The 12,798-nt window shown below is 52.8% G+C and carries 16 protein-coding genes and 1 pseudogene; 2 read left to right on the forward strand and 15 right to left on the reverse strand.

The genetic code is table 11. From position 1 onward, the window contains the following. Nucleotides 1-15 precede the first annotated feature (15 nt). The 7 genes and pseudogenes from ACXHRN_RS22105 to ACXHRN_RS22135 all read right to left on the reverse strand — a co-directional run. Complete coding sequence (locus ACXHRN_RS22105) at nucleotides 16-1,917, reverse strand: DUF262 domain-containing protein (protein ID WP_488638445.1); 1,902 nt, start codon at nucleotides 1,915-1,917, stop codon at nucleotides 16-18. Between the two features lie 142 nt (nucleotides 1,918-2,059). Further along, the gene (locus ACXHRN_RS22110; protein WP_488638446.1) at nucleotides 2,060-2,647 is read right to left on the reverse strand and encodes a TerC family protein; all 588 of its coding nucleotides are present in this window, start codon (nucleotides 2,645-2,647) and stop codon (nucleotides 2,060-2,062) included. Nucleotides 2,648-2,731: 84 nt separating this feature from the next. After that, nucleotides 2,732-2,911 carry a hypothetical protein gene (locus ACXHRN_RS22115; RefSeq protein WP_488638447.1) on the reverse strand — a complete coding sequence of 60 codons (180 nt, stop codon included), beginning with the start codon at nucleotides 2,909-2,911 and terminating at the stop codon, nucleotides 2,732-2,734. Next, a complete protein-coding gene (locus ACXHRN_RS22120; RefSeq protein WP_488638448.1) occupies nucleotides 2,908-3,429 on the reverse strand; it encodes a superinfection immunity protein in 522 nt (173 codons plus the stop codon). Before ACXHRN_RS22120 ends, ACXHRN_RS22115 begins: the two co-directional genes overlap by 4 nt. Further along, nucleotides 3,426-3,968 carry an SHOCT domain-containing protein gene (locus ACXHRN_RS22125; protein ID WP_488638449.1) on the reverse strand — a complete coding sequence of 181 codons (543 nt, stop codon included), beginning with the start codon at nucleotides 3,966-3,968 and terminating at the stop codon, nucleotides 3,426-3,428. The genes ACXHRN_RS22120 and ACXHRN_RS22125 overlap by 4 nt, the downstream gene beginning before the upstream one ends. A gap of 93 nt (nucleotides 3,969-4,061) precedes the next feature. Further along, entirely contained in the window at nucleotides 4,062-4,250 is a 189-nt protein-coding gene (locus ACXHRN_RS22130; protein WP_488641982.1) for an SHOCT domain-containing protein, read from the reverse strand. Nucleotides 4,251-4,343: 93 nt separating this feature from the next. Continuing rightward, nucleotides 4,344-4,726 (reverse strand): annotated as a pseudogene (locus tag ACXHRN_RS22135) (DUF805 domain-containing protein); the annotation flags it as partial. A 58-nt stretch (nucleotides 4,727-4,784) separates the two neighbouring features. Here ACXHRN_RS22135 and ACXHRN_RS22140 point away from each other — a divergent pair. Beyond that, nucleotides 4,785-5,081 (forward strand): helix-turn-helix domain-containing protein, encoded by a 297-nt coding sequence (locus ACXHRN_RS22140; RefSeq protein WP_488638450.1) that lies wholly within the window; start codon nucleotides 4,785-4,787, stop codon nucleotides 5,079-5,081. 54 nt (nucleotides 5,082-5,135) lie between these two features. On the opposite strand, the gene ACXHRN_RS22145 is transcribed toward ACXHRN_RS22140, so the two are convergent. The 7 genes from ACXHRN_RS22145 to ACXHRN_RS22175 all read right to left on the reverse strand — a co-directional run bounded on the left by ACXHRN_RS22145 (nucleotide 5,136) and on the right by ACXHRN_RS22175 (nucleotide 11,103). Continuing rightward, nucleotides 5,136-6,032: an HNH endonuclease gene (locus ACXHRN_RS22145; RefSeq protein ID WP_488638451.1), complete on the reverse strand. Its 897-nt coding sequence runs from the start codon at nucleotides 6,030-6,032 to the stop codon at nucleotides 5,136-5,138. After that, complete coding sequence (locus tag ACXHRN_RS22150) at nucleotides 6,029-7,672, reverse strand: AAA family ATPase (protein ID WP_488638452.1); 1,644 nt, start codon at nucleotides 7,670-7,672, stop codon at nucleotides 6,029-6,031. Before ACXHRN_RS22150 ends, ACXHRN_RS22145 begins: the two co-directional genes overlap by 4 nt. Before the next feature lie 66 nt (nucleotides 7,673-7,738). Next, a complete protein-coding gene (locus ACXHRN_RS22155) occupies nucleotides 7,739-8,170 on the reverse strand; it encodes an integrase core domain-containing protein (RefSeq protein WP_488638453.1) in 432 nt (143 codons plus the stop codon). Between the two features lie 296 nt (nucleotides 8,171-8,466). After that, complete coding sequence (locus ACXHRN_RS22160) at nucleotides 8,467-9,504, reverse strand: hypothetical protein (RefSeq protein WP_488638454.1); 1,038 nt, start codon at nucleotides 9,502-9,504, stop codon at nucleotides 8,467-8,469. 463 nt (nucleotides 9,505-9,967) lie between these two features. Beyond that, the gene (locus ACXHRN_RS22165; RefSeq protein ID WP_488638455.1) at nucleotides 9,968-10,171 is read right to left on the reverse strand and encodes a hypothetical protein; all 204 of its coding nucleotides are present in this window, start codon (nucleotides 10,169-10,171) and stop codon (nucleotides 9,968-9,970) included. A gap of 265 nt (nucleotides 10,172-10,436) precedes the next feature. Beyond that, nucleotides 10,437-10,673, reverse strand: coding sequence for a hypothetical protein (locus tag ACXHRN_RS22170; RefSeq protein ID WP_488638456.1), 237 nt, complete (start codon nucleotides 10,671-10,673; stop codon nucleotides 10,437-10,439). A 151-nt stretch (nucleotides 10,674-10,824) separates the two neighbouring features. Next, a complete protein-coding gene (locus ACXHRN_RS22175; RefSeq protein WP_488638457.1) occupies nucleotides 10,825-11,103 on the reverse strand; it encodes a RusA family crossover junction endodeoxyribonuclease in 279 nt (92 codons plus the stop codon). A gap of 151 nt (nucleotides 11,104-11,254) precedes the next feature. On the opposite strand from ACXHRN_RS22175, the gene ACXHRN_RS22180 reads away from it, so the two are divergent. After that, a complete protein-coding gene (locus ACXHRN_RS22180; RefSeq protein WP_488638458.1) occupies nucleotides 11,255-12,001 on the forward strand; it encodes a DUF5677 domain-containing protein in 747 nt (248 codons plus the stop codon). Here ACXHRN_RS22180 and ACXHRN_RS22185 read toward each other — a convergent pair. Then, entirely contained in the window at nucleotides 11,998-12,762 is a 765-nt protein-coding gene (locus tag ACXHRN_RS22185; RefSeq protein WP_488638459.1) for a DUF4145 domain-containing protein, read from the reverse strand. The two genes, ACXHRN_RS22180 and ACXHRN_RS22185, sit on opposite strands and share 4 nt — an antisense overlap. Nucleotides 12,763-12,798 lie beyond the last annotated feature (36 nt).

Raw genomic sequence — 12,798 nt, forward strand, 5'->3', positions numbered from 1 at the left:
TCTTGCGCGTGATATTTATTTGGAAAACGACCAGACACCCTTTGCATACGAAAACATCTCTCTTCCTCTCGCCGATATGTCTGGTTCAAGCCATTGCGTCGCATTGGGATTTTGGAAGCGAATGTTTAAGCGAAGTTCACTATTCTGCGCGATCGCGGGTCGCTTCTTCGAGAAAGGTCCATTACTGAGCAAAGAATTGAGAGGCTGCGTGACCAGTGTCAGGTTTCCAACGGCGTGAATCGCATTCTGCCTTCTCGCGGAAGCCGTAAGACCATCGGGCTGGGTTGGCTCCGGGGGATAGGGGTAATCTATTACGCTGCCATTCTGGGGCAGAAGATGTTCTACGCTCGAATTTTCCGGGGCGTGTTTGTAGTCATTCTTATTGGTACGCATAGCATTGTCGATAGCCGTCAGCAGCATGACTGCGCGATCTGGGCGTGACTTCACGTAGACAGCATTGTTCAACCATCCTTTTTCAAATTCACTGTCATCTGGCCAGCGCGTCGTAACATCGTGAGACCGTTTAAGCTCTTCGCGCACAGCGGAAACGAGCTTCCCGCCGATTGAGCCCTCATCATCCGTAGGTGTCTTTGCGAAAACTATGTCGCGAACCTTCGAAAGCATAGACACGAAAAACTTGTTGTAATTCTTATTGGTGAGCTGGCACACGAACCGCCGGATCATCCAACTTTCGATGTCGGAAAGTATTGTATCCCTGTCAACGCGAGATAGTTTTTCAGATGGCAAGCCGACAATAAAAAGAAGAAGTGGATATACCGTACTAGTATCTAGAGAGCGAAGCCTTCTTGCGAAAATAGAAAGCTGATCCGTCCCAGATGGTGAGATTAGATCCTTGAAAATTCCAGAAAAATGTTTCAGCTCACCGAGGAACTCCTCTAGCGTCTGATCCGATTGATCGCGCCAATCTCTAAATTCCTGAAAAATATGCCCTATGGAAAGCTCTCGGGCAGTCTGCATCACTAGGAAATGGAAGATGAACAGGTCGATACGCGGTCGGGTGAGTCGGCCTTGGCGCTCCGGGATATGCCAATACCTGTCTTCACCATTAACCGGGGTTTTCGTCCTGTCATTGTCGAAAGGCCGCCAGTACGTCTCGTATAATTCGTCAGCATAATGCGGATTACTGCCGTGTGCGGCGTCCGCCGACGCCTGATGAAAGATCGTGTTGCGTATGAGGTCGGACGGGAGAAGTGGTTGTCCTCGCGCATTTAGGGTTTCGAATATGATCTGCGGATCGTCGTTTTCCTCAAGCTCGATTACAACAAGCTGCAGGCCCGTTCTCAAAGCTTGCAAAAGCCCCCAAATGCGCTGCTCTCTTTTCTCTGGATCATCTCCTCCCGCATAGCTTTCGATCTGGCGTCGAAAATACATATAGGCGCCGATCAGCCGAGGCGGCTCGTCCTTTGAGGCCAAACCGTGTTGTTTTAAGAGAGCTGCCGTGCTGCCCGCCATCATGATCGATCGGAACATAGGCCGGTCTGCATTCGTCGGCCAAACCTTGAAGCTACTCTCCGCGCCGGGCTTTTCGTCTTCGTTGACCGTAAGGCGTTTTATTTTGTTGAAAGAGCTGGACTGGATCTCGTCAGCGAAATCGCGCAAGGCCGCTACGAAAATCTGAAGTGTTGTAAGGCGCTGCTGTCCATCGATGACTTCCGACCGGGCTACCGCGCTGCCTACGATTTTCTGCACATTGAGCACCACGGCCCCAAGGAAATGGGCGCGGCGTGGCACACCATTCTCCGCTGCAAGGCAGGCATCGGCTTGGCGCTCGATGTCATCCCATAGTGGTTGCCATTGGTCATCTTCGTTCCAGACATAGGCGCGTTGATATAATGGAACGGTATAGCGGCGTTCTCGATGGAAAAGGTCATGAATAGACATTTTATCAGGCTTCATTCCGCGCGTGCCCCCAGATTTGAAGCAAAAGGTTCGACGGAGCTTTATTCTTGAGGCTCTTTTCTGCAACGAAAAAGGTGTAGTTTCCCCGACTATTTGCAACCTGTGTTTTGGTGCCACGCCTGACGCTCACGGTCGGCTATTATGGAAGCTTGGGCAGTGAATATCCGACGATCTCGTTGATGCCCTCATAGACATCCCGCAATGCAAAAAGCATGAAGAGGAGTGCCGCAATCCAAGCGGTCCAACGGACACGGTTGTGGAGTAATCCGAGGAGATAACCGGCAAGGATCATAATCGCCGTCGAGAGAAACACGCCTAGAATAAGCGCCGGCATATGATGGCTTGACGCCCCTGCCAGCGCCAAGACCGAGGCGAATGACATGCCGACGCCTGCGGCGGATATTTCGATCACCCCTCGCCTTGCCGAAATTTGTGTTTCGTCAGGAGAGTGAACGGCAAGCCGGTGGATTTGAATCCATGCGACGACGAGAGTGGCCAAGCTCATCAGAAGCATGAATCCGACAACGGAAAGCAGGACGCTACCCGAGCCCACCAGAAGCATTTTCGCAACCGATGTAAATAAACAAGAAGACAGGATTGTTTTCTTGGTTGCGATATTTGGTATCCAAATGAATATCACGGAAACCCCGAAAATTAGGGGGTAGCAAAGAAATATGTCAATCAAACTGACCTGCAGAAACGCTGCCAAGTTTACATATGAAATCATATATTTTCTCCTGTTTTGCCTGAACATGACTACGCAAGCGTCGATCATCAAGATCGTGGACGTAGTGATGTTAGTATGCGCCGCCTACATCCCATTGGTTTTGCGTGTTTGTGACCATTGAGGTTTCTGCCTTTCTGCCAAAAAGTGTTCGGCGACAGCTGGAGATTTGGCATGATGGATGGCGGTGATGGATTTGTCGGGCGATGCGATGTTGTTGAGCCTCGTCGTGGAAACCGGCGATGGCCCAACGAATGCGTTGGTCATTTGAGCAGCGCTTCCAGAAGTGGCTTTTTCAACCGCGCAAATTCGTCGTCTGCGAGAATACCCTGTTCGTGCAGTGCTTTTAGTTTTTGCAATTGATCCGACGCGGCGTCCTGAGTTTGGACCGCAGTCGGAATTTGCGTCACCTCGACCTTCGTCGTATCATTGACAAACAGGTTAAGGCCGCTTTCACCGCCATTGCTGCCTTCTCCACTTTTGTGAATCGCGTTGAGGGCCCAGACGAGTGAGCCCAACCACCCCAAACCGGTGCCACCGAATACCATGTTGATCACGCCAATGATCCATCGGTTTGGGTGTTTGCGGCTGAAGGCGACGATAGTCGGGATAAAATACACGATCAGGATGATGAGTAGGAGGACGACGATGCCGGTGTCGTCCTGCCCCGTATTTTGAGGCGTTTGTGCATAGGCTGAAGGCCCGTAGAGCCAAGCGGCTACAAACTGCACTTTGAAGGTCCAATGCCGCAAACTCATGAAAGGTAATCTGGCGATAAACATCATACACCACCACCGATAATACCGGCCTTCAAAGATTGAAACTCTTGATCGTCAATCGCACCCGCTGCGCGAAGCGACGCCAGCTTCTCGAGCTTTTCCAGATCCACGCCAGAACTTGTCGGTTGTGCGACAACGACGGGCTGATTGGGCTTGTCGACTTTTCTTTGGCGCACCGGAGCCGGAGCCGCCGGTCCATACCTGTTTGGTCCTGATGTTGGGGGAAAACTCGCGTAAATTGTCCAGAGGTGCAAAGGGAACAAAATGAATACAAGATACAAGCCCAGCACCGCGGCTCCTGCGCACGAATATGAAATCCATTTTTGAAGGAACGTTTCCCCTGACGCCGCGCTGCTGATCAAACCAGCTACGAGAGACATGATCGCCATGCCTACCGCAAATGCTATAGTGCTATCCTTAATTGGAGTCGCGCGAATCACGAGTTTGGAAACGGCGTAACCAAACATCCACATCGCAAGCATTTCCCCGATGAACTCAGACGCATATACTAGAAAATCCAATGCAACACCAAGAATCTCGGTCATTTTGTCCATCCATTCATTTTTACAAAATTTTGTTGTCCAGCGAGAGCAGATTTCGCTCTCGCTCCGGGTTGTCGTAAATTTGTCTGACGATATTCATCCCAGCAGTTGATCGAGAAGTGGTTTCTTCAATCGCACAAACTCCTCATCCGAAATAATTCCATCGTCCCGCAGTGCTTTTAAGTGATGCAACAGCGTAGCGGGGTCAGGGAGTTGAGTACGAGCAATTTTCTCGAATTCAATCTCTGCACTGCCAGCAAATGCGCTCTTACTGTCCGAAAGCACGCTTTCGGGATTTCGTATTTGTCGTTGGGGAGGTGGACCGAATCGGTTGGTTCCGGGTGTCGGAGACTGACAACCGTATAGGATGGCGAGGAAAAATGCGATTGCGGGCGTAGCTAGTAACGACACATACCATCCGCTTTTGTCGGTGTCATGCAGGCGTCGAACCGTCACGCTGACCACCGGCACAATATGCGTGAGCAAAACCAAACCAACCAGCGGCTCACGGCCTCTCCTGTTTCATCGATTGACCAGCCCGAATTGGCATCGATGATCTTCGCGCTAATGATCAGAGACGCGAAGACCAATTGAAAATACCAATATTGCGATCGCGTGGAGCGCCCGGAAAATCGGAAATATCGGCGCCACGCATCAAAATAGCCCATCGCAGGCATTCTCCCAAAAATATCGCTCAACTTTTGGGTGCTAACTGCGATCTCAGATCGATCGAGATCAACGACGCCCGTGCGCTCCCTCATTTTAATATGGGCGTATCAGACGGTCGATTGTCAAGGCTAGAATACGTTTCTTGGCGGCATGGATGCCAAGAAAATCATCGGATGGAATTTGAGGAAACTGCGGGTGCCGAAGGGGTGGTCGCAAGAGCGTTTGGCGTTGGAATCAAACATCGACCGGACCTATATCGGCAAGGTCGAACGGGGATCGGAGAATGTCACGATTTCCACGTTGGAGGTGATCGCCAAGGCCCTTGAAGTACCTATAGCAGCCCTCCTGATTGAACCCGAAAAAGGCGAAACACCACCACCGCCGATGAGGGCGGGGCGGAAATGGAAAAATCATGATCCGATATCTAAGGCCATCACCGATCGTTAGCGACTTTCGCGGCCACAAACGATGAACTGCTGGCATTGATGAGGCGCCGGCTAGCTAGACTAACTCTGCCGGTTCCTTTGTGAGGAGGTTATCGGCAACAGCTGTAATCTGCCCATCCGGCAGGACTGTTCTGAAACCGCCTTCACAGAACTCTTCATGGCTTGCAAGCGCGCTCAAAAGCACTGGGCGCCAATGGTTGCGATAGAACGCGACGGTTTCGACAGTAGCTTGCTTTTCAAGATAATACCGAACCCCAACCTTACCATTAAATTCAGCGGCCATATGTAGGCCGGTCGTGTGGGCTACGATATAGGTGTTCACATCCTTCTGAAACCTGTCGTTGAGCGATAGAGCTTTCATTTGGAATTCAAGTTTGGCGAGCAGAGGGGCGGCTATCTCCGCATTGCCGTCGATTGAATATTTGGTGATGAGCCCTCCACTCTCTATTGAAATCTCAACCTGAAGAAACTGTACGTCAGGTAATATGTCAAAGTAGGAGTGGACGAACTTACCAGCGTCGTCGGCCAGCTTGTCCCCATTACAAGCTTCGCACAACGGAATGAGATTCCACGCATATAGCGTAAGCGGCTTGAAAATCGCCTTAGGCAGATGATGATCAAGCTCGACAGGAGGATCGATACCGCAGATCGGGCAAAGGTCGACCTTCTCGAACGCGGCCTCTCGAATGTGAGGGATTTTGCCGTTTTCGTAGGTCTGTGGATATGCATGCCTGATGGCTCCGTTCAATCCTGCATTGAGATCCGGTCCTTTCAGCGCATCGGAAGGCATTCCAAAAGCTTGGTCATACAAATCATAGATCGCAAGGACGGCATCAATCTCGGCATCAGTTGGCTCGTATCCTCTAACCTCGCCCTTCCAATTATAGGTGTGAAGAACCGTTCTGAGGTCGTTTTCCGCAGTCGCTTTCGAGGGTTTCGGAAGGTTTTTCATTTTTGCTTAGCACGTCCTGCGAGTTTCGAAAGCACGTAACCGCGAGCTTGCCCGCTCAACGCTGGCGTGAAAAGATTGTCGATTGCCTCGAGGTCAAAGCCACCCTCGACGAGTAGATCGAGCACCTCGTGGAAGTCAGTGGCCGACGCCACAAGCCCGAAAATGTCATAGGTTAGAATGCCGACGTTCTCACCGAAAGTTTCGAGCCTAGGCTGCTTAAAGTGAAGCGTATCGCCGGCTCGCGTCACGACGCGCACGTGGCGTGCAAGCGTCTCTTGAATAACAACCGGCGAATGTGTCGCGACGACACAGAATGCGTTGACTTCTTCGAGAATGATTCTGATCGCCTGCATCAAAGCTGCGGTGAGTGGCGGATGAAGATGCATTTCAGGCTCGTCAAAGAGAACGAGCGACTTTCGCGCCGCGCGCGCGGTAAGCGAGGCAACGACATGCAACGCAATCTTGTGGCCTGTGCTCCAGCGTAGGAACGAACTCTTCGGATTATTGATGATGAAGTCTGCTTCGCCGTCGTCACCACGCTGCGCAAATGACGGTTCAGAAAGCAGTGGTTCCAGAGCTGCAAGAAAAAGCGCACGGCGACCACCGCTATTAATCATTGTGACATAACGCTCGAACTCAAGGGCGAGCGCCTCGATCGATTTGAGGCGCGTGATCGTTTGCGCAGCAGATTGCGAGGAATTTTCGTTTACGTCAGCGTTCTCGCGTTCATCTGTCTCGGCGGAAATATCACGCAGGCCACAGTATGCGAACCGGCCTTGCCCTACAGCAATGTCCTTGGCAATTTGAACACGGTCCCTTCCTTCAAACCCGGGAACATCAAAGCTGTCGAAGGCGCTGTAGGAGATCGTAATAATGCGGGAGAAGTTGATCTCGGGCGGTTCAAATACGCCGAGGCTGCGTATTGACTTCTGTTCGCGGGCTGAGCCGGATGCAAATGCAACGTGTGAAAGCCGCGAAAGTAGTGTGCTTTTGCCGGAACCGTTACGCCCGATCAGCGCGATAATACGCTGCGGCAACAAGACTTCTTTGCCACTTGGGCCCAGCGCTCGCATTTTTCCGTAGTAGCCCATGACGGGCGGAGCAGAGAAAGCGAACGTCAGAACGTCCGAGTCATCGTTCGGTTTGAACGAGAATGATGTTTCCAGATTAGCTAATTTTGAAAAGTCCTTGTTGTAAACGGCGGCGGCATCATCAAGAAAGCGCTCCCAACTCGCGTTGTCTCGGAACAGGGAAGTCCGCCATCCGCGTTGATTTTGAAACTCTGGAATGAGAGAAGGGCTGGCCACGACGTCGCGGAGCGCTGTTAAGATCTCGTCACGGTCGCCTTCATTAATATTTGAAAGCCGCTCGTAGTAATCAAGATCAGCGCCAACCGAACACCATTGATCATCAAGCCGCTCAAAGGGGTCGCTAATCTGGAGGGGCTCTGATCCCTCTTGCCCGAGCTTCAGTATCTTAACTCCACCAACGTAAAGAATATCTAGGCTCTTGGAGGGCTGATAATAAAGGCCATACGTGGTTTTGAAACTGTAGTCGTCCCAATTGTCCTGCTGTAGTGCTACTCGGCCAGCTATTGAACTTGGGTGCTTCCTAGACGGCGGATAGATTTCGAACTGCACGGAACTTCTCCTAGTGGCTAGTCAAGAAGTACGCGTGGGTTTGCAAGTTGGGAAATGGATAATGACTTAAGATCCAAGTTCCCCCAGATTTCGGGAGAGTCTTTGGTTTTCAATCTGGCGTCGTGCGGCCTGTTTTTCCATAGCCATTTTCATTACGAATTCGCAGGGCGTGATATTTCTGAACGATGAATGCGGTCTGGTTCGATTGTAATCCCCGTTCCATGCCGTGATGTCCGCCTGCGTCAGCGACGAGAACAGCGTTTCGCGCGAGATCTCACTCATGGCATTTGGCGATAAGTGCCATGAGTGACTCGCTGGTGTAAGGCCGTTGGCTTGACAGAAGCCGAAACCGTGCACCCTATTAGGCGGCTGAATTTTCTCGCTTTTTACGACCAGTAACGAATGAAGCGGCAGGGAAAGGAAGAAAAAGGGATGGAGGAGGCTTGTAGCGCCCTGACGTCTGCACGCGGGTTTGTAACGCAGGGACGTGTTGATCATGCGGCATTCATGGAAGAGGTCGGTCATCCTCCGCCGGTCGCGTTCCGGACTCAAAAGCATCTCGAATCGTGGCTTCGCAGCGTCTCGGATACCTCACGAGCGCAGCCTACTTGGTGAATAATCAACAAAAGGATATTGAATATGTTTGTATTTCTCGCAGCCGTCGCAATTGCCATTGGCGGGATCGTCATGGGCTTTGAACAAGGGGGGCTAATCCTCAAGCTGGCAACTTCTTCGAGTCTAACTCGCACGTCACCCACCAGTATTGGCGACATCGAGCCCCGAGAGGGGCTTTTTTAGTGCCTGTCAAGCATGAAATAGGGCTCTTGACCCGGCCGAGGGCGAACGTTCATTATCTTCCTTTCGAACATCGCAGCCACGTCTTTAACCTGCTTAAGAGTGAATACAATCGGTCGGTCGATGAAGAAGCGTTTCCCATAGGTGTGAATGAGGTTCGGACGGGGCTTCAGGTTCGCCTTTACGAAGCGGCGGTATGCCTTCATCTCGTGTGCTGGTAGGCCCATTTGCCGCGCATAGGTCAGAACCCGCTCCCGGCGCTCCCGGGCGAACTTGCCCTTAGTGGTCTTGATCACGTAGTTGACCAGCAGCTCGAATAGGTATTTTTCAGCCAGCCATAGGCGCGGCGAACCCTCCCAGATTTCATAGCAGACAGGCCCCAAGTCCTGCACTTCGAAAACCCGCTGATAGAATCTTACAGCCCGCTCTTCGATGTCGCCGGCTGCTATCTCCCGGTCGGAAGCGACAAGGGCATAGAATGGCGTAGGCTTGGTGATATCGAGGTCTTTGACGATGTGGAAGCCGAAACAGGCCAGCGATATCACACAGAGGCTATTACTGGTTGCTACGTTAATCTCACGGAAGCGCTCAACAACCTCAGCCCATGGTGCGTTTTCGCCACTGGCAACGATATGCAGGCCATTGTCGGCATGCCCATGCATATCGAGGTGGATGATCGGGCGGAATGTCCCCTCAGCCTTCACCCGCAGCGTGTTGAGGAAGTCGTAGAGATCGTCACGGGACTCGGGCTCGAACCGGGTGAAGCCGACGCCAAGCCCTTCAAGGTGAGGGACTAAATCTTCGAGGATACGATTGGTGACCCCTTGCTCAGCCTCTCGCAGCGAGGTTATCCAGACGAGGCTATTCACCCCAACTTCTGTTTCCTCGGCTTCAGCTACGTCTTCGTCCACCACCTCATTCATTACCACGGAGCGGCCCTCACTTAATCGCCACGAGATTGTCGACACGGTATCAAGATAAAGGAGCGGCGAGCCCATGAGGAACAGCAGCCCAAAGCCAAGGATCACCTGAATCACCCGCGACGCCGTATGATATTGCGGGGGTATCTTAAAATCTTCCGGGTCGCGTGCGGAAAGGCAAAAAGGCCTGCCCGAACAGCGCTAGTCCCAATTATCATCCACGACGTGAACTTGAAAAACTTGTCGGCAGCCCGGAAGGCGAGCGGCGCCAGAACTTTGATCATCGCGTCGTCACGAAATTCCATTTTTGCTCCCCTATGCGGCCTACCAAAAACCCATCGTCCGCCCCGTCAAGTAGCCCGCCCCACCCACAAGAAAGGTCAAGAGCATAGCCACACCTTTCACCAAAAAGAAAACGTGAAAGGCTGCTTGCTGCTTCGCAGATTGCGCCAGAATCAGGGGGTGCGCAAGGGTGACACCGAGTCCCCTCAATGCTCTATATATCTTCTGTTAAGCTTCACAGGCCGCTGAGATATCCCTGCGGAGTCCCGTGGGCGCCAGTGGACAAAATGTCCAGAACCTATTGCAGCGTGTCCGGCCCCTCCATGCTCCCCCCTTTCATGGAGACTATCCACTTAATAGCGTTCAGCATGGTTTCCGCCGTCATGTTCCCGCTGTCCTCATCCGGGCGGGAGCGGCACAGTTCCAGCATCTTGCCTGCAGCCTCCTGCATTTCTACGGGGAGCGCAGGTATGTAGCGTTCGAGGTCATCCATAGCCGACATGCAAGATCCTCCAAAAGAGGAGGATTCTACGCATTGGGATTCGCGGGGAAAAGAGTCCCGGAAGTTGAAAATGCAGTCTACCGCGGCGTCCAGAAGGAAGTCTCTTGCGCGATGCACTGGCCACCCTTCTCCTTTTGAAGGTCAACGCACTCCTGATACGTCATGACATTCCACGGGTTCACTCTGGAGCCGTACTGGAGACGTTTCCATCGGCGTAAAATCCCGATTGAAGCAAAAGAAACCACGCTATGCCGTTCATCGCGATCTACACTCCGTTTTCATTATCATTGCGACGGACATAAACCGTCACGGGTTTCAGGCCGAAGAACGCGGGAATCTTTTGCCCAACGTTGTTGCTGCCACGGATGACGCGCGTGACCATAGATTGGGATACGTCCATTGCGTCAGCGGCCTTGTATTGGTTGCCGAGATTGCCGATGAGTTCTGCCAGCTTGCGGCGCAGCTCCCCGGCCGTTACGCAGTCGAGTTTCTCAAATCTCATAATTAGGCTTTCATGGATTTTGGTTTGCGGTGCACCACTTTGACAGCGACGTGCGCCGGACCGAAGACGAGAACCAGTCCGGCAATGTCTACGGCAATGAGGAACGGCATATTGTGCAGGAGAGCCTCCACTATCGGCACCCTCCCCGTGGCTAACTGCGGCGATCAGGGCCGTTGAAGCTTTCCGACTTGACCCAGTTCGCCGGGACTTTGCCCATCCAGATATCGACTATCTGACTGTCATCGTCTAGTACGCCCCAGCGAGTGATTGTGTCACCGGGGGCCTTTTCGAGATTCGAAACATCACGGCGGCGCCGGTCTGGACGCCCGAACGTATAAACGGCGATAACCTCGCCCTGCAGCTTTACAATACCCGATGGCTTACGAGCATCAGCCGCCTTCTCCCATTCCCGGTATTTGGCAGTCTTCACCCGGCCACCACGGACCACGTTGTGGAACAGGTTGATGACCGAGGGCGGGAACGGAAGTGTGGCGGTGAAAGAAGCGATATGCGGGTCAGTCGTTGGTTATTGCCAAATACTACCGCGTTTCGTAGCGTCCGGCACGAGAATTGGGGGACGAATGTCAAAGGTCGGCGAATATCTGGGCTTAGTGGAGGAGCTTCATCACGAAGCTGAAGCGGCCTTTGCTAAGCTTCCAGTCAACACGCGGGGCATTGTCACTACGACACTTGCCTCGCTCTATGCCTCGATCTTCGCGTTCGCGGACACCGGGCTCTTTCTCCTTCGCCACAACAAGGAAGCGGGGCTGAGTGCCATAGGTCGGAGCACGCTCGAAGCTTGGGTTGACCTGAAAAATCTGGCGGCCGACGATGGCTATCTCGACCGGATGGAGGCTTCGTTCTATCACGAATACATAAAAATGCTTGAGGATGGCGCCACCGGCAACAATCCCTATTCAGCGGGGTTTGCAAACAATGCCAGCGTGACTCAGGGATTGGCCGACTTCAAAACACGGCTGGATAAGCTCAAGCAAAAGGGCTCAAAACCAATGACCGTCAGGGACAAGTTTGACGGCGTTGGGATGATAAACATCTACACGGCGGTCTATAACCAGCTTTGCGCCGAGGGGCACAACAACATGCGGGCACTGCGTGAGCGGCACTGGGATGTAGTTGACGGCGAGGTGAATATCACTGTCTTCAAGGAACCGCGAGAAAACCACCTTCTAACGATGATTGACCTGTTTGCAGACCCATTACGGGCCGGACTGGCCAGCATCTATCAGAACCAAGACGCGACGCTCCCTGACAGCTTTCTCGACGTTGAAAAGCGGCTGCTCGCATTCAGGGACACGTTGGGAACCTAGTTCTTGGTGGGCTTTCCCTTGCTGGCGATAATCTTCTGGATCTTAGCCGCTCGCTTAGCACGCCGCTCCTCGAATATCTCTATAAGGGCGTCCTCCAGCACGTCGAAGCAGTCCTGCACCGTTTGGAAATCCCCCTCGCCCTCATGGCTGCCGTGGTTCCCGACGTAGCGGAGAGCATGGAGAGCGTCCTTGTAATCCGGCTTCAGCTCGCCAAATTTGTCTATCCGCACCGAGAGGCTGTAAGGCGTGTCTTCGCCCTTCTTGTTCTTGTACTCCCGCTTTATTTCAAACTGGTCTAACAGGGCTTCCACGGCCGCCCGCAAGGCGTTCGAGCATGACCCTAAGTCCACCCAGAAGAGCGAGTACGCCCTCTTAACATGCTTATGGGCGACAGCGTTTAAAGCTTTCGGGACGGAAATGATTGGCGGCGGCGGGAACATCGCCCGGATGTAGTAATTGGTGTCATCCCACGAGATTTCCTCACCCGTCTCATTATCGTTGGTGTAGAAAAACCTAGTCTCGTATTCTCCTGATACCGCGACCACCTGCCCGCAAAAGGAGACACCGCGCACCATCAAGCAGGCGAATTGGCCGCTCTCGATTTCGCCGTGAAGATCGTCTGCTTCGTACTGGGCAGCCACATATCTAGGCTGCCGATTGAGGTAATCAGCACTTTTCCAAGTAAGCTTTCCATTCGCGCAACGCGGACAGGGAAACCGGGGGAAGCCGCCGTATTTTGCCTTCCAGAGTTTGTCGTCCACCGCACTCTCCCCAAGACCCACCGTGTAGCCGTGCTA

This window comes from Shinella sp. OV683 (assembly GCF_057787725.1).